This window comes from Pseudoxanthomonas sp. P4_B2, assembly GCF_056402315.1.
The window spans coordinates 159,157-185,624 of record NZ_JBFUHQ010000001.1; the positions used below are offsets into that span (position 1 = coordinate 159,157).

27 protein-coding genes, 1 tRNA gene and 1 pseudogene are annotated in these 26,468 nt (G+C 62.1%); 17 read left to right on the plus strand and 12 right to left on the minus strand.

Annotated elements, in window-relative coordinates; translation table 11 throughout:
- Positions 1 to 183: 183 nt before the first annotated feature.
- On the minus strand, positions 184 to 1,410 hold the full coding sequence (locus AC1DTQ_RS00670) for an OprO/OprP family phosphate-selective porin (RefSeq protein ID WP_477847186.1): 1,227 nt from the start codon (positions 1,408 to 1,410) through the stop codon (positions 184 to 186).
- Between the two features lie 229 nt (positions 1,411 to 1,639).
- On the opposite strand from AC1DTQ_RS00670, the gene AC1DTQ_RS00675 reads away from it, so the two are divergent.
- The 3 genes from AC1DTQ_RS00675 (at position 1,640) to arsH (ending at position 3,353) form a co-directional block, all read left to right on the plus strand.
- Positions 1,640 to 1,978, plus strand: coding sequence for an ArsR/SmtB family transcription factor (locus AC1DTQ_RS00675; protein WP_477847188.1), 339 nt, complete (start codon positions 1,640 to 1,642; stop codon positions 1,976 to 1,978).
- Positions 1,979 to 2,056: 78 nt separating this feature from the next.
- Complete coding sequence (arsC, locus tag AC1DTQ_RS00680; RefSeq protein ID WP_477848335.1) at positions 2,057 to 2,488, plus strand: arsenate reductase (glutaredoxin); 432 nt, start codon at positions 2,057 to 2,059, stop codon at positions 2,486 to 2,488.
- Positions 2,489 to 2,594: 106 nt separating this feature from the next.
- The gene (arsH, locus tag AC1DTQ_RS00685; protein WP_477847190.1) at positions 2,595 to 3,353 is read left to right on the plus strand and encodes an arsenical resistance protein ArsH; all 759 of its coding nucleotides are present in this window, start codon (positions 2,595 to 2,597) and stop codon (positions 3,351 to 3,353) included.
- Positions 3,354 to 3,371: 18 nt separating this feature from the next.
- On the opposite strand, the pseudogene AC1DTQ_RS00690 reads toward arsH, so the two are convergent.
- The 4 genes and pseudogenes from AC1DTQ_RS00690 to AC1DTQ_RS00705 all read right to left on the minus strand — a co-directional run.
- Positions 3,372 to 3,482: pseudogene (locus tag AC1DTQ_RS00690) on the minus strand (endonuclease III); the annotation flags it as partial.
- A 67-nt stretch (positions 3,483 to 3,549) separates the two neighbouring features.
- Complete coding sequence (nth, locus tag AC1DTQ_RS00695; protein ID WP_477847192.1) at positions 3,550 to 4,215, minus strand: endonuclease III; 666 nt, start codon at positions 4,213 to 4,215, stop codon at positions 3,550 to 3,552.
- Positions 4,212 to 4,577, minus strand: a complete 366-nt coding sequence (locus AC1DTQ_RS00700) for a hypothetical protein (protein WP_477847194.1) — start codon at positions 4,575 to 4,577, stop codon at positions 4,212 to 4,214. The genes nth and AC1DTQ_RS00700 overlap by 4 nt, the downstream gene beginning before the upstream one ends.
- Positions 4,578 to 5,372 (minus strand): enoyl-CoA hydratase/isomerase family protein, encoded by a 795-nt coding sequence (locus AC1DTQ_RS00705; protein ID WP_477847196.1) that lies wholly within the window; start codon positions 5,370 to 5,372, stop codon positions 4,578 to 4,580.
- Positions 5,373 to 5,531: 159 nt separating this feature from the next.
- Here AC1DTQ_RS00705 and AC1DTQ_RS00710 point away from each other — a divergent pair, with 159 nt between their 5' ends.
- From AC1DTQ_RS00710 to AC1DTQ_RS00720, 3 genes are all read left to right on the plus strand, one after another.
- Positions 5,532 to 6,242 carry an FKBP-type peptidyl-prolyl cis-trans isomerase N-terminal domain-containing protein gene (locus tag AC1DTQ_RS00710; protein ID WP_477847198.1) on the plus strand — a complete coding sequence of 237 codons (711 nt, stop codon included), beginning with the start codon at positions 5,532 to 5,534 and terminating at the stop codon, positions 6,240 to 6,242.
- 193 nt (positions 6,243 to 6,435) lie between these two features.
- Positions 6,436 to 7,239 (plus strand): NUDIX hydrolase, encoded by an 804-nt coding sequence (locus AC1DTQ_RS00715; RefSeq protein WP_477847200.1) that lies wholly within the window; start codon positions 6,436 to 6,438, stop codon positions 7,237 to 7,239.
- Positions 7,236 to 8,087 (plus strand): sulfurtransferase, encoded by an 852-nt coding sequence (locus AC1DTQ_RS00720; RefSeq protein ID WP_477847202.1) that lies wholly within the window; start codon positions 7,236 to 7,238, stop codon positions 8,085 to 8,087. The genes AC1DTQ_RS00715 and AC1DTQ_RS00720 overlap by 4 nt, the downstream gene beginning before the upstream one ends.
- Positions 8,088 to 8,149: 62 nt before the next feature.
- On the opposite strand, the gene AC1DTQ_RS00725 is transcribed toward AC1DTQ_RS00720, so the two are convergent.
- Positions 8,150 to 8,926: an enoyl-CoA hydratase/isomerase family protein gene (locus AC1DTQ_RS00725; protein ID WP_477847204.1), complete on the minus strand. Its 777-nt coding sequence runs from the start codon at positions 8,924 to 8,926 to the stop codon at positions 8,150 to 8,152.
- A gap of 89 nt (positions 8,927 to 9,015) precedes the next feature.
- On the opposite strand from AC1DTQ_RS00725, the gene AC1DTQ_RS00730 reads away from it, so the two are divergent.
- Positions 9,016 to 9,426, plus strand: a complete 411-nt coding sequence (locus AC1DTQ_RS00730) for a copper chaperone PCu(A)C (protein ID WP_477848336.1) — start codon at positions 9,016 to 9,018, stop codon at positions 9,424 to 9,426.
- Positions 9,427 to 9,576: 150 nt separating this feature from the next.
- On the opposite strand, the gene AC1DTQ_RS00735 is transcribed toward AC1DTQ_RS00730, so the two are convergent.
- The 3 genes from AC1DTQ_RS00735 to AC1DTQ_RS00745 form a co-directional block, all read right to left on the minus strand.
- Positions 9,577 to 9,996: an acyl-CoA thioesterase gene (locus AC1DTQ_RS00735; RefSeq protein WP_477847206.1), complete on the minus strand. Its 420-nt coding sequence runs from the start codon at positions 9,994 to 9,996 to the stop codon at positions 9,577 to 9,579.
- A complete protein-coding gene (uvrA, locus tag AC1DTQ_RS00740) occupies positions 9,993 to 12,974 on the minus strand; it encodes an excinuclease ABC subunit UvrA (protein WP_477847208.1) in 2,982 nt (993 codons plus the stop codon). Before uvrA ends, AC1DTQ_RS00735 begins: the two co-directional genes overlap by 4 nt.
- Before the next feature lie 151 nt (positions 12,975 to 13,125).
- Positions 13,126 to 14,568: an OmpA family protein gene (locus AC1DTQ_RS00745; protein WP_477847210.1), complete on the minus strand. Its 1,443-nt coding sequence runs from the start codon at positions 14,566 to 14,568 to the stop codon at positions 13,126 to 13,128.
- A gap of 235 nt (positions 14,569 to 14,803) precedes the next feature.
- Between AC1DTQ_RS00745 and rplU the strand changes: the two genes are divergently transcribed.
- From rplU to obgE, 4 genes are read left to right on the plus strand one after another with little or no spacing between them, the layout of a single operon-like run.
- Positions 14,804 to 15,124, plus strand: a complete 321-nt coding sequence (rplU, locus tag AC1DTQ_RS00750) for a 50S ribosomal protein L21 (RefSeq protein ID WP_310090073.1) — start codon at positions 14,804 to 14,806, stop codon at positions 15,122 to 15,124.
- 11 nt (positions 15,125 to 15,135) lie between these two features.
- Positions 15,136 to 15,396, plus strand: a complete 261-nt coding sequence (rpmA, locus tag AC1DTQ_RS00755) for a 50S ribosomal protein L27 (protein WP_093281069.1) — start codon at positions 15,136 to 15,138, stop codon at positions 15,394 to 15,396.
- Positions 15,397 to 15,416: 20 nt separating this feature from the next.
- Entirely contained in the window at positions 15,417 to 15,638 is a 222-nt protein-coding gene (locus AC1DTQ_RS00760; protein WP_477847213.1) for a hypothetical protein, read from the plus strand.
- Positions 15,639 to 15,671: 33 nt separating this feature from the next.
- Positions 15,672 to 16,721 carry a GTPase ObgE gene (gene obgE, locus AC1DTQ_RS00765; protein ID WP_332702344.1) on the plus strand — a complete coding sequence of 350 codons (1,050 nt, stop codon included), beginning with the start codon at positions 15,672 to 15,674 and terminating at the stop codon, positions 16,719 to 16,721.
- Between the two features lie 94 nt (positions 16,722 to 16,815).
- On the opposite strand, the gene rpsT is transcribed toward obgE, so the two are convergent.
- On the minus strand, positions 16,816 to 17,085 hold the full coding sequence (gene rpsT, locus AC1DTQ_RS00770; RefSeq protein WP_093281058.1) for a 30S ribosomal protein S20: 270 nt from the start codon (positions 17,083 to 17,085) through the stop codon (positions 16,816 to 16,818).
- Positions 17,086 to 17,219: 134 nt separating this feature from the next.
- Between rpsT and murJ the strand changes: the two genes are divergently transcribed.
- The 6 genes from murJ (at position 17,220) to AC1DTQ_RS00800 (ending at position 24,390) form a co-directional block, all read left to right on the plus strand.
- Positions 17,220 to 18,812 (plus strand): murein biosynthesis integral membrane protein MurJ, encoded by a 1,593-nt coding sequence (gene murJ, locus AC1DTQ_RS00775; protein ID WP_477848337.1) that lies wholly within the window; start codon positions 17,220 to 17,222, stop codon positions 18,810 to 18,812.
- A 45-nt stretch (positions 18,813 to 18,857) separates the two neighbouring features.
- Positions 18,858 to 19,805 (plus strand): bifunctional riboflavin kinase/FAD synthetase, encoded by a 948-nt coding sequence (locus AC1DTQ_RS00780; protein WP_477847216.1) that lies wholly within the window; start codon positions 18,858 to 18,860, stop codon positions 19,803 to 19,805.
- The gene (gene ileS / locus AC1DTQ_RS00785) at positions 19,802 to 22,633 is read left to right on the plus strand and encodes an isoleucine--tRNA ligase (RefSeq protein WP_477847218.1); all 2,832 of its coding nucleotides are present in this window, start codon (positions 19,802 to 19,804) and stop codon (positions 22,631 to 22,633) included. Before AC1DTQ_RS00780 ends, ileS begins: the two co-directional genes overlap by 4 nt.
- A gap of 169 nt (positions 22,634 to 22,802) precedes the next feature.
- Positions 22,803 to 23,321, plus strand: a complete 519-nt coding sequence (gene lspA, locus AC1DTQ_RS00790; protein ID WP_477847220.1) for a signal peptidase II — start codon at positions 22,803 to 22,805, stop codon at positions 23,319 to 23,321.
- A gap of 7 nt (positions 23,322 to 23,328) precedes the next feature.
- Complete coding sequence (gene ispH / locus AC1DTQ_RS00795) at positions 23,329 to 24,279, plus strand: 4-hydroxy-3-methylbut-2-enyl diphosphate reductase (RefSeq protein ID WP_477847222.1); 951 nt, start codon at positions 23,329 to 23,331, stop codon at positions 24,277 to 24,279.
- 35 nt (positions 24,280 to 24,314) lie between these two features.
- Positions 24,315 to 24,390: transfer RNA gene (locus tag AC1DTQ_RS00800), tRNA-Thr, on the plus strand.
- 426 nt (positions 24,391 to 24,816) lie between these two features.
- Here the strand turns inward: AC1DTQ_RS00800 and AC1DTQ_RS00805 are convergent.
- The gene (locus AC1DTQ_RS00805; RefSeq protein WP_477847224.1) at positions 24,817 to 25,560 is read right to left on the minus strand and encodes a hypothetical protein; all 744 of its coding nucleotides are present in this window, start codon (positions 25,558 to 25,560) and stop codon (positions 24,817 to 24,819) included.
- 602 nt (positions 25,561 to 26,162) lie between these two features.
- Positions 26,163 to 26,381, minus strand: a complete 219-nt coding sequence (locus AC1DTQ_RS00810; RefSeq protein WP_477847226.1) for a hypothetical protein — start codon at positions 26,379 to 26,381, stop codon at positions 26,163 to 26,165.
- Positions 26,382 to 26,468 lie beyond the last annotated feature (87 nt).

Sequence of the window (26,468 nt, forward strand, 5' to 3'; positions counted from 1 at the left end):
TGGCTCCTGGAAGTGGGTACGCACGGCTAGGCAGCCGTTGGCGGGCATTTCACGACGTTTGTGTGACAGCGGGATGTCGTGAATGCGACAGAAAAATGACGAACGAGCGGGCATTTAATTTGCCCCAAAGAAGAAGCGCGGCTTTCGCCGCGCTTCGTTTGCTGCCTTAAACAGCCAGAGCTATTACCAGTAGAACTGAACGCGTGCTTCGAGGATGTTCGGATTGTCGTCGACAACCCGGCGGAAGCCCACGGCGTTGTTGTACTTCTCCTGTTCGACCATCACATAGTTCAGCATGAACTTGAAGTTGGAGCGCCAGTACCAGTTCACGCCCACGGTCCAAGAGTCCATCTTGCCGCCCAGGACACCGGAGACGATCGGCGCCGCGGTCGGAGTCGCGCCCGGAGCCACGCCACCGTCGTTCAGATCCAGGGTGTCGTAACGCAGACCGACCTGCCACAGGCCCTTGTTCGGATCGTCCGGAAGGTTGGTGACCGGCACGCCGGACTTGTAGCCCCAAGTTTCGCCGGAGATGTTCCACAAGCCGGAGACATAGAAGCCGTCGCCGCTGAAATCATCGAAGCCGCCGTAACGCTGCACGTCGGTCTTCATGTACTCGGCCTGCACCTTGAACGGCCCGGTGACCCAAAGCGCTTCGGCGCCGAGATTGCTGACGCGGTCGCTGTTGCGCAGGCCGGTGCTTCCCGTATCCACATAACGAATGGGCGTCAGGTCGGCCAACGGACGGGCGCGCAGACGAAGGAAATCGGCGTCGGTGTCCCTATCCAGATACGATAAGCCGAAGTGCAGGATGTTGCCGGTTTCGTTGATCGGCGCCCAGTAGCCGCGCAGGGCGTAACCACTGCCATGTTCGCGGTTGCGGGTCAGTTCGCGGCCGAAATAGCTGGCGGTCAAGGCCCAGTTGGTGTCGCCGTAGTTGTACTGAAAGCCGACGCGGCGCGGCGTGCCCAGGCTGTTGGTGATGGAGGATTTGGCGATGAAGTCATTGTTCTTGGTGCTGGACAGTTCTTCCATCGACGCGCCCGGCTGCTTGAACTGACCCACCTGGATGAAATGGTTGGCGTTGTTGCCGAACTTGTACTTGACGTTCGCGTCCAGGAACTTGTCGTCCTTGGCGTCGTAACCCAGCACCCATTCGATATTGCCCGGACCCTTGCCCTTGAGCACCAGTTCGGCGCGGCGTAGTTCGTTGTCCGAATCGTCGCCGTCCGGCAGATCGCCGTTGTAATTGGTGAAATCGTTGTCGAAGTAGTCGTAGTCGGCCTGCACCAGACCTTCGAAGGAGACTTCCGAACCGCCGATCACGTCGATGGCGATTTCGGCGTGCGCGGCGGGAGCGGCCAACGCCGCAAGCAGGGCGAGGGACAGAGTGGAACGCGACAGTTTCATGGGAAAGCCCTTCGGGCGTGGGAAGATGCCGCGCAGGCTAGTCCGTGAACTTTGCGTTATTGTGACAAAGCTGTCTTATTTCGTTGTCGTGACACTTTTAGTTTGCGGCGCCTCGCTCGATAGATGAGAAGCGACCCGCGCGCGACCTCTCTCCCTCTGAATTATCCGGCGTCCTTGCGCAAGGCAGCGGCGGGCTTGTAAAGGCTAATAATTCAATTATCATGGAAGTATGGAAATAAAATCCGCAGTCCTGAACCTCGCCGCTCTGGCGCAGCAGTCCCGTCTCGCCATATTTCGTTATCTGGTGCGGCTAGGCCCGTCGGGAGCCACTCCGGGCGACATGATCACGGGTTTGGAGATGAGCGCCTCCACTTTGTCGTTCCACCTCAAAACGCTGATGCATGCGGGCTTGATCGACGCCGACCAAGTCGGCCGCAGCATCACTTATCGCGCGAATTTCGAGGCCATACAGGGCCTGATGGACTACCTGACCGAGAACTGCTGTGCGGGCGATCCATCGCAATGCAGGCCAGCGGTCGGGAAAACGGCGCGCAAGCGCGGCGCCTGATATCCGCATTCCTCCTTCCAGATTCCGGGAAGCCCATGACTATCAAACAACCGCGGAACCAGCATGGAGCACAATCCGATCGACATCGTCATCTATCACAACCCGGACTGCGGTACGTCGCGCAACACCTTGGCGATGATCCGTAACGCCGGTATCGAGCCGCATGTCGTGGAATATCTAAAGACGCCACCCAGCCGCGCGCTGCTCGCCACGTTGATCGAACGCATGGGCATACCGATCCGCGAACTGATCCGCGAAAAAGGCACGCCATATCGCGAACTCGGACTGGACGACCCGTCGCTGGGCGATGAAGCGCTGCTCGATACCATGCTCGCGCATCCCGTCCTGATCAATCGACCCATCGTGGTCTCGCCATTGGGCGTGGCGCTGTGCCGTCCTTCCGAACGGGTGCTGGACCTGTTGCCGCTACCGCAGCGCGGCGCCTTCGCCAAGGAAGACGGAGAGCAAGTGGTGGATGCACAAGGGCATCTCATACGCGGCACGGAGTAACCATGTTCGTTCCCGCGCAGCCGCATCCATCTTACTTATTGATGGGGTGTCCATATTTCCCGAACTCCGCTTTGGCGGCGGTTCGCGTTCGACAGGAATCGATCCGATGAACCTGATGCATTCCACTATTACGCGAGCTCGCCTGCGCTTGCTCGAGAACCCCGGCGCATTTCCCGCATTGCAGCGAGAGCACTTGGTGCCTCTGTGGCGTGAGGGCGACCCAGGCCATGCGCCGCGAATTCTGCTGCTTTATGGATCGTTGCGCGAACGCTCGTTCTCGCGGTTGGCGACCGAGGAAGCCGCGCGGATTCTACAGTCGCTGGGTGCCGAAACCCGCATCTTCGATCCCGTCGATTTGCCGTTCCCCGATCAGGTGAAGGGCGACGACCATCCGGCGGTGCATGAATTGCGCGAACTGTCGTTGTGGTCGGAAGGACAGGTATGGTGCAGCCCGGAGCGCCATGGCCAGATCACCGGTCTGATGAAGGCGCAGATCGACCAGTTGCCTTTGTCCATGGGTGCGATACGCCCCACCCAGGGACGCACGCTGGCGGTGATGCAGGTTTCGGGCGGCTCGCAGTCCTTCAACGCAGTCAACACGCTGCGTATCCTGGGACGGTGGATGCGCATGTTCACTATTCCCAACCAGTCCAGCGTAGCCAAGGCCTGGCAAGAATTCGACGAAAGCGGGCGCATGCGTCCCTCGGCCTATTACGACCGTATCGTCGATGTGATGGAGGAACTAATGCGCTTCACCTTGCTGCTGCGCCCGCATGCGGCTGCGCTGACGGATCGCTACTCGGAGCGCAAGGAGAGCGCAAAGACCATCGCGGCGCAATTCGCGGAGTCCGCAAGCAAGGCCTGATCGGGCGGTCCGGAACCTCTAGCCTGCCTCTCCGGGAGTCTTGTCCTTGAATCGGCACAGATCCCGGATCACACAGTTGGGGCAATCGGGCTTGCGTGCCTTGCACACATAGCGACCGTGCAGAATCAGCCGGCCCGCGACGGTAGATAGGCGCTGAGTTAGCGAGGCCGCGCCGGCGGCAGGCGATTCCACCGCATCAGGCGACGGTTTTGTCCTTGAACCGGCACAGGTCGCGGATGATGCACTGCGGGCAGTCGGGCTTGCGCGCCTTGCATACATAGCGACCGTGCAGAATCAGCCAATGATGCGCGTCCTGCTTGTAGTCCTCTGGCACTACCTTCATCAGCTTGTCTTCGACCGCACGCACGTCCTTGCCGGGGGCGAGTCCGGTGCGGTTGCAGACGCGGAAGATATGCGTGTCGACCGCGATGGTGGCTTCGCCGAAGGCGGTGTTCATCACTACATTGGCGGTTTTTCGGCCCACGCCGGGCAGAGCTTCGAGCGCGGCCCGGTCGCGGGGCACTTCACCGTCGTGTTGCTCCACCAGAATGCGACAGGTGGCGATGACGTTCTTGGCTTTGGCGTTGAACAGGCCGATGGTGGCGATGTAAGGCTTCAGGCCATCTTCGCCCAGCGCGAGAATGGCCGCGGGCGTATTGGCGACCGGATAGAGCTTTCGCGTGGCCTTGTTGACGCCTACGTCGGTGGCTTGCGCGGACAGGATCACCGCTACCAGCAGTTCGAACGGCGTGGTGTAGGCCAGCTCGGTGGTGGGATGGGGATTGAGCTCGGCCAGTCGCGAGAATAGTTCGCGCACTTCGTCGGGTTTCAACGTCCTGCTGCGTTTTTGCGTGGCATTCATGGCTTGCCGCGCTCCGCGGCTTTCGCCTTGGCACGCGCGAGGATCGCGGCGGCGGCCGGAGGCAACGCGCTCTTCTTCTCTATGGCGGGAGCCGCACGCCTGGCATCGCGTTCGGCGGCGCGTTTGGCGAGACGCGCATTGCGCGCCCGATAGCGATCGCGTGCCGCCCACGCGCTCCGCAGTTTTCGCTGGGCTTCGACCAGCCGGGTCGCCAGCACCCGGTCGCAGGCCGGGCAGGGGACGAAATCCATCAAGCCGGCCTCTATCGCGGCATCGACGTCATCGGCCTGCAGATATTCCACAAGCCGGACTGCGCGTGCGCAATCGTGTGCCGCATTGGTGTCGGAGGCTCCTGGAGTCACTCAGCGTCCGTTGAAAACCGGCTTACGGCGTTCCAGAAACGCACGCGTGCCTTCGCGCATATCGTCGGTAGAGAACATCAGACCGAATTGCGCGGTCTCGTATTGCAGACCCTCTTCGATGGCGCATTCGCCGCCCACGTTCACCGCATCGAGGGTCCCACGTAGCGCCAGCGGCGCTGCGTGCGCGAGCTGTTCTGCGATCTTGAGCGTTTCGGCTTCCAGGTCGGCCGCAGCGACTACGCGGTTGACGATGCCCAGCTGCAACGCACGCGCGGCATCGACGGGTATGCCGAGCAGGCAGAGCTCCAGCGTGGCGGCGCGTCCCGCCAGGCGCAGCAGACGCTGGGTGCCGCCGAACCCGGGGATCAGACCCAGGTTGATTTCAGGCTGCCCGAGCTTGGCGGTATCGGCCGCGATCCGCAGATGGCAGGCCATGGCCAGCTCCAGCCCCCCGCCCAGTGCAAATCCATTCACCATTGCGATGACCGGCTTGGGCATGGTCTCGATCCGGCGCATCAGGCGCTGGCCACGCAGCGAAAAATCACGCCCCTCGGTGGGCCGTAGGTCCGACATTTCGGCGATATCCGCCCCGGCGACGAACGCCTTCGGGCCAGCCCCCGTCAGCACCAGCACCCTTGTGCCAGGATCTTCGGCGGCTTCGTTGAAGGCGGCATACAGGGCGTCCAGGGTGGCCCCGTTGAGCGCATTGAGCTTGTCGGGACGGTTGACGGTAATGCGGCGAATGCCGGCCTGCACGTCGGTGGTCACGCTGGTGGTAGGGGGGGAGTCGGTCATGGTCGCTGTTGGTAGGGAGAGGAATCAGGCGGAACTTCGGGCCTGGGAGGGGGTCACAGGCCCTGTCGTCACTGGCGGTTAAGCCCCCCGACGGCTATCCTAGCGCGTCCTACTGGGGCGGTTCGACCGCCCCATTCCATAACTGGAGGTTTGTTGATAATGAAGTTGCGTTTGCTCGCCGCCACCCTTGCGGCCATGACTTTGGTAGCCGGCTCCGCCTTCGCGCAAACCACGCCGGCGCCCGACAAAAATGCACTGAGCTACGCGCTCGGTTACGACCTGGGCCGCAACCTTGTCGAAAGCGGCGAAGCCGTCGACATCAATACGGTCATCAAGGCCTTGCAGGAAGGCTATGGCAAGAAGGAGCCCACCGTTCCGGTTGCGCAGCTGCGTACCGCGGTGGAAACCATGCAGAAGCGCCAGATGGAAAAAGCGAAGGTCGCGTTCGACAAGGCTTCGGCCGAGAACAAGACCAAGAGCGACGCCTTCTTGGCCCAGAACAAGAGCAAGGCCGGCGTGCAGAGCTTGCCGGGTGGCATCCAGTACCGCGTGATCGAAGCGGGCAGCGGCGCCAAGCCGACCCAGGCCAGCAACATCACCATGCAGTACAAGGGTTCGCTCAGCGACGGCCGTACCTTCGTCGATACCTTCAGCCCGCAGCAAGGGCAGACCACGGCACCGGCTCCGATGGCGATCAAGGTCAGCGATATCCCGCTGACGGGTCTGCGCGAAGCCATCTTGCAGATGCCCACCGGTGCGCGCTGGGAAGTGGTGCTGCCTGCCGACAAGGCCTACGGCAATACGCCGCAGTCGCCGGTCGGTCCGAACCAGGCCGTTGTTTTCGAAGTCAAGTTGGTCAGCGTCAAGTGACGCAATGGCCCCTGCGCGCAAGCGCAGGGCTTTGCCATTGCGTCATCCCCGCGAAGGCGGGGATCCACGTACGCAGATTGTGAAGTTCGGTTACGCCGGCCCAGTGCCGGCGTAGCTTTTTTCTGAAGTGCTGTTTTTTGTTCCGGGCAATGCGCGCTCTGCAGGCGGTATGCTTCGGTTGGTGTCCGATTCCATGAATTCCGCTTACCGCGCCGTGCTCAGCCCGTGCATCGGCGTTTGTACCCTGGCTGACGACGGGCTGTGCCAAGGTTGTCTACGGACGACCGCAGAGATTGCCCGTTGGTCGCAAATGAACGATGACGAACGCCTGCGTTTGATGGAGTCGGTCCTGCCCGGACGCGAGCAGTCGCGCGCGGGTTTCGAATCGCTGCTGCGCGAGCGCGAGGCTTTGCTGGGGGCCTTGCACCCGTTGACCGCTATGCCGACGCGGGAAGGGTGGAACCACGAGGAACTGGTCGATCTGCTGCCTCCGGGGCCGCCGGTCGAATCGGCGGTGCTGGCGGGGCTGGTGCCGCGCAAGCACGGCACCCAGGTCCTGCTCACCCGCCGCACCGATGGCCTGCGCCACCATGGCGGACAGGTCAGTTTCCCAGGCGGTCGCATAGAAGCCAGCGATCTCAACCCGATCGCGGCGGCGATACGCGAAAGCAACGAAGAGATCGCGCTCACCGCCAAGCAGATATCCCCGCTCGGATTCCTCGATCCTTTCACCACCATCAGCGGTTTCCGGGTGATGCCGGTGGTGGCGGTGATCGATCCAGCCTACGTCGCGGTGCCCAATCCGGACGAAGTGGCGGACGTGTTCGAAGTGCCATTGGATTTCCTGATGGCGCCGGAAAACCTGCGCCGGGTGGAAGTGGACTACCGCGGACGCCGCCGTGCAGTCCTGGAATACGACTGGCCGGGCCAGCGCATCTGGGGCGCGACCGCGGCGATGCTGTTCAACCTGCGCGAACGATTGGCGGGCATCGCATGAAATGGACCACCCTGGTCGAGCCGCAGTCCTTGGCCGCCGAACTCGACAACGCCGACCTGCGCATCGTCGATGCGCGATTCTCGCTCACCGACTCGGCGCTGCGTCGCGACGGTTACGAGCGATCGCATATTCTGCGTGCCGTGTATGCCGATCTCAATCAGGACCTTTCGGACCTGCGCAAGACCGGACAGGGCAGACATCCGTTGCCGGAAGAGGAAGATTTCACCTGCAAGCTCGGTCAATGGGGTATTGGGCCCCATCATCAAGTCGTGGTTTACGACGCGGGCGATGGCAGCATGGCGGCAGCGCGATTCTGGTGGCTGCTGAAATTGCTGGGGCACGAGCGCGTCGCGGTACTGAACGGTGGGCTGAGCGCTTGGCGCGCCGGCCAGCTGCCGGAAACCAGCGAAACCACCCGCGTCGATGAAGTCGCAGTGTATCCCGCGCGATTCGATCGCACCGCGATCGCCGATGCCGAGGAAGTGCTGTCGCGCCAGGGCGAGCCTGCGGGCTGGCTGTTCGATGTTCGCGCCGCAGAGCGCTTTCGTGGCGAGGTGGAGCCTTTGGATCCAGTCGCCGGCCATGTCGCCGGTGCGTTGAACTATCCGTTTTCGCAGAGTTTGCACGATGGCGGCTTCAAATCATCCGCCGAACTCCATGGCCAGCTTGCGCCGATGCTTTCCGGACGCGACCCGGAAGAAGTCGTGGTGATGTGCGGCTCGGGCGTCACCGCCTGCCATCTGTTGTTGGCGATGGAGCACGCCGGCCTGCACGGCGCGCGGGTCTACGCGGGCTCCTGGAGCGGCTGGATCAGCGATCCGTCGCGGCCGATAGCTACCGGTGCGTAGGTCGGGGCTACGCCCCCGACGCACGGAAATCGTCTTCCCCGAGTCGGGGACGTAGCCCCGACCTATTTGCCCAGCTTCGCCACCAGCGCCTGCAAGGCCGTCTGTGTATCCGGCGAATACCAAGCCTCGATGAAACGGTCCATCTGGATATTGTCGGCGTGCAGCGCCGCCGCCAGGTCGGCGCGGGCGATGCTGCGGGTCTGCAGCATCGGATGCGTGGGTAGCTGCAATAACCGTTGCAACCAGGCCACTGCGCGTGGCACTACTTCGTTGCCGGCGACCAGTTCGTCGATCAGGCCGATCTCCAAGGCGCGATCCGCGGGCACTAGTTCGCCGGCCACCAGCAGGCGCTCGGCGCGGTAGATGCCGACCACTCTGCGCAGCAGTTGCTGGATGCCCTCCGGCGCCACCAGTCCGACCTGGGTTTCATTGAGGCCTATGGCGAACGGCCGCGCGGGGTCGGGGCTGCGCGCCATGATCCGGTAGTCGCAGCACAGGGCCAGCACGCAGCCGCCAGCGGGGGAGTGCCCGGTCAACGCGGCCACCACCGGCACCCGCGATTCGGCCAGCGTGCGGGCCACGCCGAAGAAGGCGTGCCAGCTGTCCAGCAGGGCATGCCGGTCCTCGCCATGCGACATCAGATGCGGCACGTCCAGGCCGGCTGAAAATACCTTCTCGTTGCCGGACAGGACGATGCCGTGTACGCCTTCGGCCACTGCCGTATTCAACGCCAAGATCAGCGCCCGGCACAGATCGGTATTGAGCGCGTTGACCGGCGCGCGCGCCAGACGGATCTCGCGGATCGCGCCGTGAGCGATGATTTCGACAAGTGCGGTCATTCACTTTCTCCGGTGGGCTCGGCGGATATCATAAGCGCATGGACAAAAGACATCATTCCAAGCGGGTGCTCGCGAAGTGGGCCTTGACACTGTTGCTGGCTGCCGGCGCGTTGCAGGCCAGCGCGAAAGAGTGCGTGCCTGCGATGAAAGAGGGTTGGGTGCGGCTGCCGCCCGCGGCCATGCCGATGATGGCCGGGTTCGGCCGCATCGCCAATCCCTGTCCGATGCCGGCGGTGATCGTGTCGGCCAGCAGCCCGGCCTTCGGCGAAGTGTCTATCCACGAGACCCGCAACGTGGACGGCGTCAACCGGATGCGCGAGCTCGAGCAATTGCGGATCGCGCCCGACGATTCGGCAACGCTCAAGCCGGGTGGACTGCATCTGATGCTGATGCAGCCACGCGCGCCGTTGAAGGAAGGCAGCAAGGTGGTGGTTAGTTTCAAGCTGCAGGACGGGCGGGAGATTCTGTCCGAGCTGGTGGTGCGGAAGCCGGCGCCCTGACGATGCTTCCCTTCTCCTTCGGGAGAAGGTGCCCGAAGGGCGGATGAGGGAATGGATCGTCCGTTTGTAATGAAAGTTTGAAGGCCCGAGAATTTCCACTCCCTCATCCGGCGCTGCGCGCCACCTTCTCCCATTGGGAGAAGGGAAACATCAGGCCAGCGCAGCCTTTATTGCTTCCGGCAACGGCACACTCTGTCCAGTCCGCGTATTGATCCACACCATCACCACGTTACCGTCCGAATACAGCACGGACGCATCAGCCGACGACAGCATCCGATGGCCCATGGTCAGGCTGCTGTTGCCGATTTTTTCGACGAATAACTCCACTACGATCTCGTTCGGCCATTCGATCGGCTGCCGGTAGTTGAGGTTGCTCGCCACCAGCACCGGAGCGATGCGGTCGGTCAGCGACACGCCGGGGATGCCGGCAAGCCATTGCACCCGCGCTTCTTCCAAATAACGGAGGTATTGCGCGTTGTTGACATGGTTGAACGCATCCATGTCGCCCCAGCGCACACTGACGACCACGCGCGCGACCAAGTCGCGCGAGGGGTCAATCGGATCCGTCACTTGGCGGCCTTCTTTTTCACCGCGGTTTTCTTCGCCGCGCTCGCCGCCGCCTTAGCATCCTTCGCAATCTGCTTGAGCACCGATTTGCGCTGCGGCAATACGGCGGGCTTGGCCATGGCAGCCGGTTTCTCGCCCTTGGCCGCCTTCGATTTCGGCAACAATTTAGACAGAAAATGGCCCGTGTACGAAACAGGATTGGCCGCGATCTGTTCGGGCGTGCCGGTGGCCAGAATCTGTCCGCCGCGATGGCCGCCTTCTGGACCCAGGTCCACTACCCAGTCGGCGGTCTTGATCACATCCAGGTTATGTTCGATCACCACGATGGTGTTGCCGTCGTCGCGCAGTTTGTGCAGCACCGCCAGCAGGTGCTCGATGTCATGGAAGTGCAGGCCGGTGGTCGGCTCGTCCAGGATGTAGAGCGTGCGTCCGGTATCGCGACGCGACAGTTCCTTGGACAGCTTCACGCGTTGCGCCTCACCGCCGGACAGCGTGGTCGCGCTCTGCCCCAGCTTGATATAGCTCAGGCCCACATCGATCAGGGTTTCCAGCTTGCGAGCGAGCGCGGGCACCGGCTCGAACAGCTTCAGCGCGTCCTCGACCGTCATCTCCAGGATGTCGCTGATGTTGTGGCCTTTGTAGGTGATCTCCAGCGTCTCGCGGTTGTAGCGCTTGCCGTGGCAAACGTCGCAGGGCACGTACACGTCAGGGAGGAAGTGCATTTCGACCTTGATCAGGCCGTCGCCCTGGCAGGCTTCGCAACGGCCGCCGCGCACATTGAAGCTGAAACGTCCCGGCGAATAACCACGCGCGCGCGATTCGGGTACCTGCGCGAACAGCTCGCGCAGAGGAGTGAACAAGCCGGTGTAGGTGGCCGGGTTGGATCGCGGCGTGCGTCCGATCGGCGACTGATCGATGTCCACGACCTTGTCGAACAAGTCCAGGCCTTCCACTTCGCGATACGGCGCCGGTTTGTGCGAAGCGCCGTTGATCTCGTTGGCCGCCAGCGTGTACAGCGTGTCGTTGATGAGCGTGGATTTGCCGGAGCCCGATACGCCGGTAATGCAGGTGAACAGGCCTGCGGCGATATCCAGGTCCACATCCTTCAGATTGTTGCCGCTGGCGCCGCGCAGGTGCAGGGTCATCTTCGGGTTCGGCTTGTGGCGCAAGGTCGGGATTTCGATCCTGCGCTTGCCCGATAGGAATTGGCCGGTCAGTGAGCGCGGCGCTTTCAGAATATCGGCGAGCTGTCCCTCGGCCACGATTTCGCCGCCATGCACGCCGGCATACGGACCGATGTCGAGGATGTAGTCGGCGGCGCGGATCGCGTCCTCGTCGTGTTCCACCACGATCACCGTATTGCCCAGGTCGCGCAGACGCGTCAGCGTGCCCAGCAGGCGTTCGTTGTCGCGCTGGTGCAGGCCGATGCTGGGCTCGTCCAGTACGTACATCACACCCACCAGGCCGGCGCCGATCTGCGATGCCAGGCGGATGCGTTGCGCCTCGCCGCCGGACAGTGTGTCGGCCTTGCGTTCCAGAGTGAGGTAATCGAGTCCGACATCGACCAGGAAACCGAGGCGTTCGCCGATTTCCTTGACGATCTTGGTCGCGATCTCGCCGCGCCAGCCGGGCAGCGAAAGTCCGTGGAAGAACGCAAGCGCTTCGTCGATCGGCAGTACCACCAGTTCCGGCAGCGCCCTATCGGCTACGAACACATTGCGCGCCGATTTATTGAGCCGTGCACCGCCGCAGTCGGGGCAGGGTTGGTCGCTGATGTATTTGGCCAGTTCCTCGCGCACCGCGGCCGATTCGGTTTCGCGGTAACGTCGATCCAGGTTCGGCACGATGCCTTCGAACTTGTGCTTGCGCTGGTTGCGCCCGCCGGAATCGGTCAGATAGGTGAAGGTGATCAGCTCACTGCCGCTGCCGTACAGCACGGCCTGGCGCACGCTTTCCGGCAGCGACTGCCATGGCGCATCCACGTCGAACTGGTAATGCTTGGCCAGCGAAGCGATCAATTGGAAGTAGTAGGCGTTGCGCCGGTCCCACCCGCGCACCGCGCCGGCGGACAGCGAGAGTTCCGGATGCACCACCACGCGCGCCGGATCGAAAAACTGGGCGACGCCCAGCCCATCGCAAGTCGGGCAGGCGCCGACCGGCGAGTTAAACGAGAACAGGCGCGGTTCCAGCTCCGGCAGCGAGTAGTCGCAAACCGGGCAGCTGTACTTGGACGAAAACAGCAGCGGTGCGGTTTCGGCGTTGTCCAGCGACTGCACCGAGGCCATGCCGTCGCCGAGTTTCAATGCGGTCTCGAAACTTTCGGCCAGGCGCTGCTTGATGTCCTCGCGCGGCTTGAAGCGGTCGATCACCGCCTCGATGGTGTGCTTCTGGCGCAATGCGAGTGCGGGCACCGCGTCGATCTCATAGAGCTCGCCATCCACTCGCACGCGAACATAACCCTGAGCGCGCAGCTGGTCGAAGACCTGGGCGTGTTCGCCTTTGCGTTCGCGGATCACCGGCGCCAGCATCATGTAGCGCTGATCCCCATCCAGGGCGAGCACCTGGTCCACCATCTGGCTGACGGTCTGCGCCTCCAGCGGATAGCCGTGGTCCGGGCAGCGCGGCAGGCCCACGCGTGCATACAGCAGGCGCAGATAGTCGTAGATCTCGGTGATCGTGCCGACGGTGGAGCGGGGGTTGTGCGAGGTCGATTTTTGCTCGATCGAGATCGCCGGCGACAACCCCTCGATATGGTCGACGTCGGGCTTCTCCATCACGCTCAGGAATTGGCGCGCGTAGGCCGACAGCGATTCCACGTAACGGCGCTGTCCTTCGGCGTAAATGGTGTCGAAGGCCAGCGACGACTTGCCCGACCCGGACAGGCCGGTGATCACGATCAGCTTGTCTCGCGGCAGGTCGAGATCGATGTTTTTGAGGTTGTGCGTCCGCGCGCCGCGAATGCGGATGAAGTCCATAGCCATCGGGTGGGGGTCCGTGAAGCCAACAGGGGAGCGTAGCGGCTTCACGATATGGGGGCAAATGGCAGAATTGCCAATGGCGTCGGGCCGACGCCTTCACAATGGAAAAGGGGCGCAAAAGCGCCCCCTCAGTGACAACGGAACCGGTCAGCGGCTATTCGATCACCGCGAACTCCATACGGCGGTTCCGGGCCCTGCCTTCCTCGGTGGCGTTTTCGGCGATCGGCTTGTCCTGGCCGTAACCCTTGCCGGACAGCATCGCACCGTCCACGCCCAGTTCCACCAGCTTGGCGGTCACCGCATTGGCGCGGTCCAGCGACAGATGCATGTTGGCCGACGCATCGCCGGTGTTGTCGGTGTGGCCGCCCACTTCGATGCGGGTGCCGGCAGGCGCCAGCTTGATCGCCTCGGCGGCCTTGGTCAGGGTTTCCAGGCTGTCGCGAGTGATGGTCGCCGAGTCCGTATCGAAATAGATGCTGGACAGGTTGAGTGCCTTGACCAGGTCATCGGCCGATGCGCCTGGCTTGAGCGCAGCGAAAGCGGCCAGCGCCTTGTCCCACAGGCCGGTGATTTCGAAACCGCTAAACGCGGAGCGGAGCTTTTGCGACAGGACGAAACGCTCGGCCTCCGGAAGTGCGGAAGTATCGATATAGACCCTGTCGCCGTCGAAGCCGAGCTTGGCGCCGCTGGCTTTCAGGTCGGGCAGCAAGGCGATCAGCTTGTCCAACCATCCCGCTGGCGTAGTATTGGCGTCGACCGTAATATCGCCGTCGACGTTGCCTGTGCCGAAAGTCGCGGTAATGGCATCCATCAGCTTGGATTTTTCGGCGTCGCTTGCGACCTGGCCGCTAATCGTGGCCTTTCCGCCCACATTCTCAAAGCCGAAACGCGGGTTGGCCTGGGCCGCAGGAGCAGTGATTTGCACCGGCATGTCAGCTGTTTCCGCCGGTGGGGTCGCAGCCTCCTTCTTGCAACCTTTGAAGAACAGGAAGGCGCCGACCAGCGCCGCAGCCAACAACAGCCACATCAACAGCTTGCCCAGTCCTCTGCCTGATTTCTCGACAGCATGAGCGGTGGCATCGGCGGCGTTGCCCATGGCGCGTGCACCTCCAGCGACCGCTCCGCTTACCGCAGCGGCTCCCGTTGTCAGTGCACCCCAACCGAAATTGCCAAGATCACCGAGCCAATGACTCACGCCGACCACCCAGCTTTTCAGGGTTTCCGGGATACCGGCCGGGGCCTTGCCGCCTACCGTCAGTTCGTTGACCAGTTTGGGCAGCAGACCGCTGATGGCACTGGCAGTAAGCAATCTGTCCACTCCCAGTTTGCCGGCGATCGCGCTAAGCAAGGGAGCCCCGAACACGCTTTCCACCTGGCCCGGGCTGATGGATTCGTTGCTACCGGTGCCGATCCAGGACTGGACCAGGCTGCCAAGGCCTTTTTGATAGAACAGGCTGGCAAATCCGGCGAATCCGCCACGCTTGCTGTCGAAAATCAAGGCGATGAGCACCCCCATCAATTGCCGGGCCTTGTCGGTGCTGAGACCAAAACGCTCCGCTACGTCATGTACGAGGTTGTCCAATGTTTCTGTGTTCACGTGTGATTCCCCTGTAATCCCATAAGGTTAATGTGACAACAATCACTCTAAGTATGTGATTGCATTGGAATTATGGCTGTTCCGATGCGTAATTTCGGATACCAACTGGCGAGGCGCCCCTGCGTTCGGCATCAGCGGGCTATTTGACGGTAAGTCATTGGAAGTCTTACAATTCCGCTTCTGTCCGCCCTCGATGGCGGCAGGGTCAATAAAATAACTACAGAAGGAAACACCCATGTACGCAGTTCTAGTCACCGGCGGTAAGCAATACCGCGTGATGACGGGCGAGACGATTCGCGTCGAGAAGCTCACGACCGAAGCCGGCCAGGAAATCAAGTTCGATCAGATCCTGATGCTGGGCGACGGCGAGGGCGTCAAGCTCGGCGACGCGCTGAAAGGCGCCTCCGTCACCGCTACCGTCAAGTCCCATGGTCGCGCCGACAAGGTGCGCATCATCAAGTTCCGCCGCCGCAAGCACCACAAGAAACAGATGGGTCACCGGCAGCATTACACCGAAATCGAAATCACCGGCATCGCCGGTGGTGACAGTAAGTAAGGAGATAAGTCATGGCACATAAAAAGGGCGTAGGCTCCTCGCGCAACGGCCGCGACTCCAATCCGAAGATGCTGGGCGTCAAGATTTATGGCGGCCAGGCGATCGACGCCGGCAACATCATCGTGCGTCAGCGCGGCACCGAGTTCCATCCGGGCCCCGGCGTCGGCCTGGGTCGCGACCACACGCTGTTTGCGTTGGTCGACGGCAAGGTCGAGTTCTCGGTCAAGGGCGCCAAAAAGCGCCGCACCGTGAGCGTCGTCGCCGAGGCGTAAGTCTTCGCGTCAACGAGCGAATGGCCCCGCCGCGTGCGGGGCTTTTCGTTTCTCTTCCGGCAATCGTCAAATCAAAACGCGGGCGTATTAGTAAGATCGTCATCCCAGCGAAAGTTGGGATCCATTTTGACTTTGTTCTGGATCCGCAGGCGCAAGGCCACATCAAGATCAAGATGGATCCCAGCTTGACCAGCCATTCGGCTGTTGAAAGCCGCTGGGATGACGATGCTGAAGATATCTAGCTGTTCCTAAACCAACTTCCCGAATCAAATCTTATGAAACTCGTAGACGAAGCAGAAATAGATGTCATAGCCGGCAATGGCGGCGATGGCTGCATCGGCTTCCGTCGCGAGAAGTTCATTCCACTCGGTGGTCCCGATGGCGGCGACGGCGGTACTGGCGGCAGCGTGTGGATCGAGGCCGATGAGAACATCAGCACCCTGGTCGACTTCCGCCACCAGCGCATCTTCAAAGCCCAGCGCGGCGAGAACGGCATGGGCCAGCAGCGCTACGGCAAGGGCGGCGACGACCTGGTGATCAGCGTGCCGGTGGGTACCGCCATCACCAACGTCGGCACCGACGAGCTGATCGGCGATCTGACCCAGCATGGCGATCGGCTGCTGGTGGCCAAGGGCGGCAAGGGCGGCCTGGGCAACATGCACTTCAAGAGTTCGGTGACGCGCTCGCCGCGCCGGGCCACGCCAGGCGATGAAGGTGAGGCGCGCACCCTGAAAATGGAGCTCAAACTGCTGGCCGACGTTGGCCTGCTGGGCTTCCCCAACGCCGGCAAGAGCACTTTCATCCGTGCGGTATCGGCTGCCACTCCGAAGGTCGCCGATTACCCGTTCACCACCCTCTACCCGAATCTGGGCGTGGTCAGCGTGGAGGCGCACCGCAGCTTCGTGATCGCCGATATTCCCGGCCTGATCCAGGGCGCGGCCGATGGTGCCGGGCTGGGGGCGCTGTTCCTGCGCCATCTGCAGCGTACCCGCCTGCTGCTGCACCTGGTGGACATGGCGCCGATGGAGGGTGGGGTGGAAATCTCGCCGGCCGAGCAGGTGCGTGCGATCGAACACGAACTGGAACGGCACGATCCGGAGCTGTTGCAGAAGCCGCGCTGGCTGGTGCTGAACAAGGCCGACCTGATGTTCGAGGACGAAGCCGCGACCCGCGCCGCCGAAGTGATCGCCGAGCTAGGCTGGACCCAGCCCTGGTATGTGACGTCGGCGGTGTCGCGCGAAGGCACCTGGCCGATCATGAAGGACGTGATGGCGTTCTTCGACCGCCTCAAAGAGGACGAACAGGAAGCGCGCGATGCCGGCTGATCCGGCCGTCGTCTTCCGGGCAACAAAAAACCCGGCGAATGCCGGGTTTTTTCGTGCTGCCGCCGGGCCGATGGCCCGGAGCAGGGGCACGGCATCAGGCGGCTTGCAGGGCCTTGATGCGGGCGGTCAGGCGGCTCTTATGGCGAGCGGCCTTGTTCTTGTGGATCAGGCCGCGCGAGCTGAAGCGGTCCAGGATCGGCTGAGCCACGGCGAAGGCAGCCTGGGCGCCTGCGGCGTCGTTGGCGTCCAGCGCCTTGAGCACTTTCTTGACGGCGGTGCGCAGCATCGAACGCTGGCCGGTGTTGCGCATGTTGCGCACGACGGCCTGCTTGGCGCGCTTCTTGGCGGACTTGATATTTGCCACGGTGGGTATCCTAGGAAATCGTTGGGTGGAGCGGTAATGGGCGGAATGCGGAAAAACGAACGCGAAATTATGGGGGATTCAAGGACTTGGGTCAAGCAGGCTCTGGAAGGAGCGGCCGGATGAGTCCTCCCCGGATGCTGAAGGGACTGGTCTCTTTCAGCAGCATGACGATGATCTCCCGGGTGCTGGGCCTGGTCCGGGATCAGGCCATCAACTATTCATTCGGGGCCAACGCGACCACCGATGCTTTCTGGGTGGCTTTTCGCATCCCCAATTTCATGCGCCGGCTATTCGCCGAGGGCTCTTTCTCCACGGCCTTCGTGCCGGTTTTCACGGAGGTGAAGGAAACCCGACCCCACGCCGACCTGAAGGAGCTGATCTCCCGCGTCTCCGGGACTCTGGGCGGCATCCTGCTGCTGGTGACGGCGCTGGGCCTGATCTTTACGCCCGAAGTGGCCGCCCTGTTCAATCCGCGGGCCGCGATCAACCCCGAGAAATTCGGGCTGACGGTCGACCTGTTGCGACTGACCTTCCCCTTTCTGCTGTTCGTTTCGCTGACCGCGCTGTCGGGCGGGGCGCTAAACAGTTTCCATCGGTTCGCATTGCCGGCCCTGACCCCGGTCATCCTCAATCTCTGCATGATCGTCGGCGCGCTGTGGCTGGCCCCGCGGATGCAGGTGCCGATTCTGGCGATGGGGTGGGCGGTACTGGCAGCAGGTGTGTTGCAGCTCTTGTTCCAGCTGCCGGCCCTGCGCGGGCTGGATCTGCTGACCTTGCCGCGTTGGGGCTGGAAGAACGCCGACGTACGCAAGGTCATGAAATTGATGGTGCCCACCTTGTTCGGCTCGTCGGTGGCGCAGATCAACCTGCTGCTGGATACGCTGATCGCCGCCTACCTGATCGACGGATCGCAAAGCTGGCTTTCCCAAGCGGACCGGTTTCTGGAGCTGCCATTGGGAATATTTGGCGTTGCCCTCGGCACCGTGATCCTGCCGGCGCTGGCGCGGCATCACGTGAAGACCGACAAGGCAGGATTTTCCAACGCGCTGGATTGGGGCCTGCGGACCACGCTGATCATCGCGGTCCCCGCCATGTTGGGCTTGATGCTGCTGGCGGAACCCTTGGTGGCGACCCTGTTTCAGTACGGCAAGTTCACCGCTTTTCATACGAAAATGACCGCGCTTTCCGTGTTCGGACTGAGTTTCGGACTGCCGGCCTTCGCGCTGGTGAAAGTGGTGCTCCCCGCGTTCTATGCCCGCCAGGACACGCGCACGCCGGTGCGCGCCGGCGTGATTTCGCTGATCGCCAACATGGTTCTGAACGTGCTCTTCCTGGCGATCCTCTACAAGCTGTGGGTTCCGCAACACGTGCAGGAACAGGGTGTCTTCGTTGCGCTGGCGACGGTACCCGGACTGCATCTGGCGCTGGGTCTTGCCAGTGCATTGGCCAGCTATCTCAACCTGGCGATGCTCTGGTATTGGCTGCGACGAGACGGCGTTTATCAGCGACAGCCGGGCTGGGGAAAGTATCTGATCCGCCTGATCCTTGCCTGCGCGGCGATGGCGGGTGTGCTGCTGGCGGGCCTGCATTGGGTTCCGGATTTCACCGTCATGGACAAATGGCACCGCATCGGTTGGCTGGCTGCGCTGGTTTGCGGCGGCGGTGCGGTGTATCTGATCGGCTTGGTGGCGCTGGGTTTCCGTCCCCATGACCTGCGCGAGCACTGATATGGGCGGCATTGAGTTGCGGGCTCCCGGCTATACTTCATGGTGATGAGCAGGCTGTTTCGTGACGTCGATGGTGGGGCGTTGTTCCCGCACGGTAGCGTGGTCTGCATCGGCGCCTTCGACGGTCTGCACCTGGGCCATCGGGCGCTGGTGCGCCACGCCGTTGCGCGTGCCCGGGATTTGGCGCTGCCGGCGGTGGCGCTGAGCTTCGAGCCGCTGCCACGCGAGTTCTTTTCCCGCGACCTGCCGCCGCCGCGCCTGACTCTGGCGCGCGGCAAATACCAAGGTCTGCGTGCCTTGGGCGCGGACAGCGTTGGCCTGTTGCGCTTCGATGCGCAGCTCTCGGCCATGGACGCCGAGGAATTCGTACGCAAGCTGTTGATCGGGCGGCTGGGAGTGCGCGAAGTCTGGATCGGCCCGGATTTCCGCTTCGGCCACCGGCGCGGCGGCGACCTTCCACTGTTGGAACGGATGGGCCGGGAGCTCGGCTTCTCCGCCGGTGCGATCGAACCCGTGCTGCTGCAGGGCGAACGCGTTTCCAGCACCCGCATCCGCGAAGCCCTGCGCAGCGGCGATTTCACCGATGCCTCGCGCCTGCTGGGCCGCGCGTATTCGATCGGCGGGCGCGTGGTGCGCGGCAAGCAACTTGGCCGCACGTTGGGTTTTCCCACCGCCAACCTGCGCTTCCCGAAAGTGCCGGCGCTTTCCGGCATCTACGCGACCTGGGTGCATGGAGTGGGCGAACGTCCGCATGCCTCGGTGTCGAGTTTCGGAACGCGTCCCACCGTCGACGGCATCGAACCTCTTCTGGAAGCGCATTTGTTCGATTTCGACGGCGACCTGTACGGCCGCCATATAGAAGTCGAATTCGTCGCCAAGCTGCGCGACGAATTGAAATTCCCCGATCTGTCCTCGTTGACCGAGCAGATGCAACGCGACGCCGGAACCGCGCGCCGCCTCCTTTCCGAACAACGACTACGAGCGACCGCGTGACCCAGGATTACAAAGCAACGCTGCATCTGCCCGCCACCGAATTCCCGATGCGCGGCGACCTGCCCAAACGCGAACCGCAAACGCTGGCGCGCTGGGAGGCCGAGGGTCTATATGCGCAGTTGCGCGCCAACGCTAAGGGCCGCCCGCTGTTCGTGCTGCACGACGGCCCGCCCTACGCCAACGGCGCCATCCACTTGGGTCATGCGGTCAACAAGATCCTCAAGGACATCATCGTCAAGTCCAAGTACGTGGCGGGTTTCGATGCGCCATACGTGCCGGGCTGGGATTGCCACGGTCTTCCTATCGAGATCGCCGTGGAGAAAAAGCACGGCAAGGTCGGCGTGAAACTCGACGCCGCGCAGTTCCGCGAGAAATGCCGCGAATTCGCCAACGAGCAGATCGATATCCAGCGACGCGATTTCAAGCGCTTGGGCGTGATCGGCGATTGGGAAAATCCCTATCTCACCCTCAACTTCAGGTTCGAGGCCGACGAAATCCGTGCGCTGGCCAAGATCGTGGCCAACGGCCACCTGCTGCGCGGCGCCAAGCCGGTGCACTGGTGCTTCGACTGCGGCTCTGCGCTGGCCGAGGCGGAGATCGAATATCAGGATAAGGTTTCGCCGGCGGTGGACATCGCCTACACCGTGCGCGATGCGAAAGCCTTGGCCGCCGCGTTCGACGTGACCGTGCCGGAAGGCGTGGAAGTGGCGGTGCCGATCTGGACCACCACGCCATGGACGATTCCCGCTTCGCTGGCGGTGTCGCTGGGTCCGGACCTGGACTACGCGCTGGTCGAAGGGCCGGCGCATAACGGCCAGCGGCGTTGGCTGGTGGTTGCCGAAGCGCTCGCTGCGCGCGCGCTGCAGCGTTACGGCGTCGACGATCTGGTGGCGCACGCGCATGCCAAGGGCAGTGCGCTGGAAGGCGTGGTGCTGAAGCATCCTTTCTACGAAGAGCGTGAGATCCCGGTCATTCTCGGCGATCACGTATCCGCCGAAGACGGCACCGGTGCGGTGCACACCGCTCCCGGCCATGGTCAGGAAGACTTCGTGGTCGGGCAGAAATACGGCTTGATCGAAAAGTACACCGCCGCGCAGATGAATCCAGTGGATGGGCGCGGCGTGTACCTGCCATCGACACCGCCGGCCGGCGAGCTTGTGCTCGCGGGAATGCATATCTGGAAGGCCAACGACGCCATCGTCGACGCTCTGCGCGAAAGCGGTGCGCTGCTCGCCTTCCACAAACTGGAGCACAGCTATCCGCATTGCTGGCGCCATCGCACGCCAGTGGTGTTCCGGGCTACACCGCAATGGTTCATCTCCATGGAACAGGCGCATCTGCGCCGCGATGCGCTAGCTGCGATCAAGCACGTGAAGTGGTATCCCGCCTGGGGAGAGGCACGCATCGCCGGTATGGTGGAAGGCCGTCCCGATTGGTGCATCAGCCGTCAGCGCACTTGGGGCGTGCCGATCACTTTGTTCGTGCACCGCGAAACCGGCGAGCCGCATCCGCGCACGGTGGAACTGATGCGCGCGGTGGCCGACAAGGTAGAGCAGGGCGGCGTGGACGTTTGGTACGCGCTGGACGCGGTCGAGCTGTTGGGCGAAGAAGCCAAAGATTACGAGAAGACGACCGACATCCTGGATGTATGGTTCGATTCCGGGATCACTCATGAAGGCGTGCTGCTGGAGCGCGGTTTCGGCAAACCCGCCGATCTGTACTTAGAAGGTTCCGACCAGCATCGCGGCTGGTTCCAGTCTTCGCTGCTCACCGGTGTGGCCATCGACAAGCATGCGCCCTACCGGCAATGTCTGACCCACGGCTTCACCGTGGACGAGAACGGCCGCAAGATGTCCAAGTCCCTGGGCAACGGCATCGAGCCGCAGGACATCATGAAGACGCTCGGTGCGGACATCCTGCGCCTGTGGATCGGCTCGGCCGATTACAGCAACGAGATGTCGCTGTCGCAGGAAATCCTCAAGCGCAACGCCGACGCTTACCGCCGCCTGCGCAACACCGCGCGTTTCCTGCTCAGCAATCTCGATGGATTCGATCCCGCGCGAGACTTGGTGCGGCCCGCCGATATGGTGGCGCTGGACCGCTGGGTAGTGCATCGCGCCTTCGAAGTTCAGCAGAAGATCGTCGCGGCCTACGAACGCTACGACTTCGCTGAGATCGTGCAAACCCTGCTCAATTTCTGCAGCGTCGATCTGGGTTCGTTGTATCTGGACGTCACCAAGGACCGCCTGTACACCATGCGGGAGGATTCGCGCGGAAGACGCTCTGCGCAGACCGCGATGTTCCATATCCTGGAGGCGTTCACGCGCTGGATCGCGCCGATCCTCAGCTTCACCGCCGACGAAATATGGAGCTTCCTGCCCGGCGAGCGCGTCGCCAACGTGCTGTTCGCCACTTGGTACCAGGGCCTATCGCCGTTACCAGCCGATGCGCCGTTGTCGGCCGAAGATTTCGACAAGCTGCTGGCGCTGCGCGAGCAGATGGCCAAGGTGCTTGAACCGATGCGCGCCAATGGGGTGATCGGTGCGGCGCTGGATGCGGAAATCACGGTGTCGGCGAGCGCGGAAACAGCCGCGAAGTGGCAGCCGCTTGCGGAGGAACTCCGCTTCCTGTTCATCAGCGGCGATGTCGCCGTCTCGGCAGTCAATGCGGATGAAGTGTTCGTGCTGGCCCAACCCAGCAGCAAGTCCAAGTGCGTGCGCTGCTGGCACCATCGCACCGACGTGGGCGTGAACGCGGCGCACCCGGAGTTGTGCGGCCGCTGCGTCTCCAATATCGAAGGCCCGGGCGAAGACAGGAAGTGGTTCTGATGCATTTCCCTTCTCCCACCGGGAGAAGGTGGCGCGAAGCGCCGGATGAGGGCGTGGAAATTCCAACCCTCGGAAACTATCTGCGAACCGAAAATCCACGCCCTCATCCGCCCCTTCGGGGCACCTTCTCCCGGTGGGAGAAGGAAACAAAAGCAAGGCTCGCCCCATCATGAAAACTATTCCAAAACCCAACGCTCTGACCTGGCTGATCCTCTCAGCCGTGGTCATCGTGCTCGATCAGATGAGCAAGGCATGGGTGCTGGCCAAGCTGCCCGAATACACCGCAATCCCGGTGATCGAAGGCTTCTGGAACTGGTACCGCACCTACAACACCGGGGCGGCGTTCAGCTTCCTGAGCGATGCGGGCGGCTGGCAGATCTGGTTCTTCACGATCCTAGCGGTCGCCATCAGCGGCCTGCTGGGGTTCTGGCTGTCGCGCACGGCGCGCGGCGATTGGCGCCAGGCGGCGCCTTATGCGCTGGTGATCGGCGGGGCGCTGGGCAATGTCATCGACCGCCTGATCCACGGACACGTCGTCGATTTCATTCAGTGGCATTGGCGCGAGCACTACTGGCCGGCCTTCAACTTGGCTGATTCGGCCATCGTCGCAGGCGCCATCGGTATCGCTCTGTTCGGTCTGCTTTCCGGCAAGCCCGCCGACGGCAAGCGCAAGGCCAAAGGTTCATAATCACGCCATGGACATCCTCCTCGCTAATCCTAGGGGCTTCTGCGCCGGCGTCGACCGCGCCATCGAGATCGTCAAGCGCGCCATCGAAACTCTGGGCGCGCCGATCTACGTCCGCCATGAAGTGGTCCACAACCGCTTCGTGGTGGAAGATCTGCGCAATCGCGGCGCGGTATTCGTGGAAGAGCTCGATGAAGTGCCCGATGACGCCACGGTGATCTTCAGCGCGCACGGCGTATCGCAGGCGGTGCGCGCGGAGGCCGCTTCACGCGGGCTCAAGATCTTCGACGCCACCTGTCCACTGGTGACCAAAGTCCATTTCGAAGTCGCGCGCCATTGCCGCGCCGGCCGCGACGTAGTGCTGATCGGCCATGCAGGCCATCCGGAAGTGGAAGGCACGATGGGCCAGTGGAACGCAGAGTCCGGGGCAGGGCGGATCTACCTAGTGGAAGACCTGGAAGGGGTAGCCGCCCTACAAGTGGGGCAGCCGCAGAACCTGGCCTATACCACCCAGACCACGCTGTCGGTGGACGACACCCGCGGCATCATCGAGGCGCTGCAGGCCCGATTCCCGGAGATGCAAGGTCCGCGTCACGACGACATCTGCTACGCCACCCAGAACCGCCAGGACGCCGTGCGCGAATTGGCCGCGCGTTGCGATCTGATGTTGGTGGTGGGTTCGCCCAACAGTTCCAATTCCAACCGCTTGCGCGAGCTGGCCGAGCGCGAAGGGGTGGAAGCCTACCTGATCGACGGAGCCGCTGAGATCGAGCCGTCGTGGGTGGCGGGCAAGTCTCGCATCGGGGTGACCGCGGGCGCTTCCGCCCCCGACGTGCTGGTGCAGGGCGTGATCGAGCGCTTGCGCGAGCTGGGTGCCAGCGGCGTGGCCGAGCTGGACGGCGAGCCGGAAAGCATGGTTTTCGCCCTGCCCAAGGAACTCCGCCTGCAACTAGTGAATTGACCTAACCCCTTGCCGCGCCTAGAATTCGCGTCCACGCCGGAATAGCTCAGTTGGTAGAGCGCGTCATTCGTAATGATGAGGTCGTAGGTTCGATTCCTATTTCCGGCACCACCTCAGGAAAACCCTTAAAAATAAGCGGTTTCTGAGCAGCCTCCCCAAGCTGGGAGGATATCTTGGTAGGACACCTAAGATGCCGCCCGGTGGAGTTCCGAGCGGCAAATGTCGCACTTACTTGTCGCTTACTTGCGGCGTATCAGGAAAGCGAAACAGCCACCGTTCTTCCGGTAGACCTGCTTTCCCGTACGGTAGTGCCGGAAGGACGCGCAAAACACCCACGCGAATCCCGGTGGTGCAGGAAATGGAGGATTGCCCATTTCTTCTGTACTCCCATGGTTGGGAGACCCACTTGACACCAGCAGACTAGCGACCCAAAGTTGCGCCGCCAGCGCTCACCTGCTTGGCCTCCCTACCGACGGATCTTGTGTCTCGGGAGATTTCTAGGCCGGCATCAGTGACAGCTGGTGCCGGCTTTCTTGCTCAGGACAGTCCGTCGTCCTCCTCGTCATCTGCGTAGATCAGATCGATCTGGCGCTTGATGAGTTTCTTGTCCGCCAGGAACAGCGGATTTGGGATCTCCAAATACGCGCGACGCCCCCCGCCGAGCCTGATCGGTATGCGATCCAGTGTCCCCGAGGAGACCGGAAAATTCGTGCTCGCGGGCGGGATTTGGGGACGGCGATGTGGCTCGTCGGCCGGCAGGATTGAATCTGGCTGAACTTCGTCTTGCAGCTCAGGTGCTTCCTCTCTATGGGTGGATTCGTAGTACCGCGCGAACGTGACCGAGCTTTTGAATGTTTTGGCGGTATCGTCGGCGGTTTGGGGGGTAAAGCCGAGTTGGATCAGGCGGTATCGCAGCGCGGCGTCGGACGGAAGGTGCTCCTTGTACTCATCCAGAAGCTGCGCGTAGATTTTTGGCTCGCGCAACCACTTCCTCATCAGTTGGCGCTTGGTGTTGTCATCGGGTGTGAACAAAAACGTCTCGATGTCAGGCGAGGCGGCTAGGTCGCCCTTGTTGTTACCCACGAGTAGCGTGAACGATTTGATTGCCCCCATCGTTCGGAGAGCCGCGCCATTGTTGGCACCGCTGTAGCCAAGGTGTTTCGCTACGAGCTCGTTCGGAATCGAGTGTTTCCCCTCTTTGTCGTAGATCAGCTTTGCCTTCTTCACGGCGTCCTCAAGGCTGATCAGAGGGGCGCGCGGACTTCTTGCGATTTTGGCCATGGGACTGTGCTCCGGTTGATGGGATCAGTCTGGGAGGCCGCAATGAGCTGGTCAATAGCTAAAGGTTAAGGCGTAAAAGTTTAGCGTTTGAAGTTTAAAATAAACAAACACTATGAAAAACAAATAGATATAGGAAGTTATAAGATCGAATTAATATGAATGAAAGATTAACCAAATTATGTAAACGCGGTGTTGATTCGAGTTTCGCGTGAACTGGTGTGTCATCTGCCGTTTAGCGTTAAAAATCCGAACGGCAATCGATCCGTGGTTCTTTCGCCAGATCCCTCTTACCCCTTACCCATGCTCATCGTACAAATTAGGGTGTACCGAAAAGGCCTTCAAAGTCGGTAATCGAAGACAGCGGTTATGGCGGGGAATGGATAAACACCGCCATTCTCTTCCACCTGGAAGAGGACATCGACGGATCTTGCGCTTTGGTTCTGCACCATCAAGGGCTAACTCCTGCATTGGACTGTTATAGCGACTGTCAGTCGGGCTGGGACCATCACCTGCAGAACATCCGTATCAAGGCCGAGGCGGCAAGCAACACGCGAACCTAGGCCCGCGCCGAGTTGAGCCGCCACGAACTATCGTTGCCATGCCTATCTGGGAGGGCGATGCAAGCCATTGGCAGCGAGCATTCCATCGATCCGGGATGCGACATAGATATCGTCTTCCTGGTCAACGGCCTGCTTCTCTATCTCCCCCGCACTATCGGTAAATAGACGCCAGAAGTCCGAGTCCAGGCCGTGTTGGGCCAGCATCTCGGGCAGCCTGAGTTCGAGCGAGTCGCACATCGTTTGCAGGTCGGGCCGGCTCATGATTTCCCTCGTGTTGTGCCACCAATCGCGCGCATGAGTAAGGAGGGCGCCGGATCACTCGCTGAAAACGTTCCTTCGAGCGCCTTG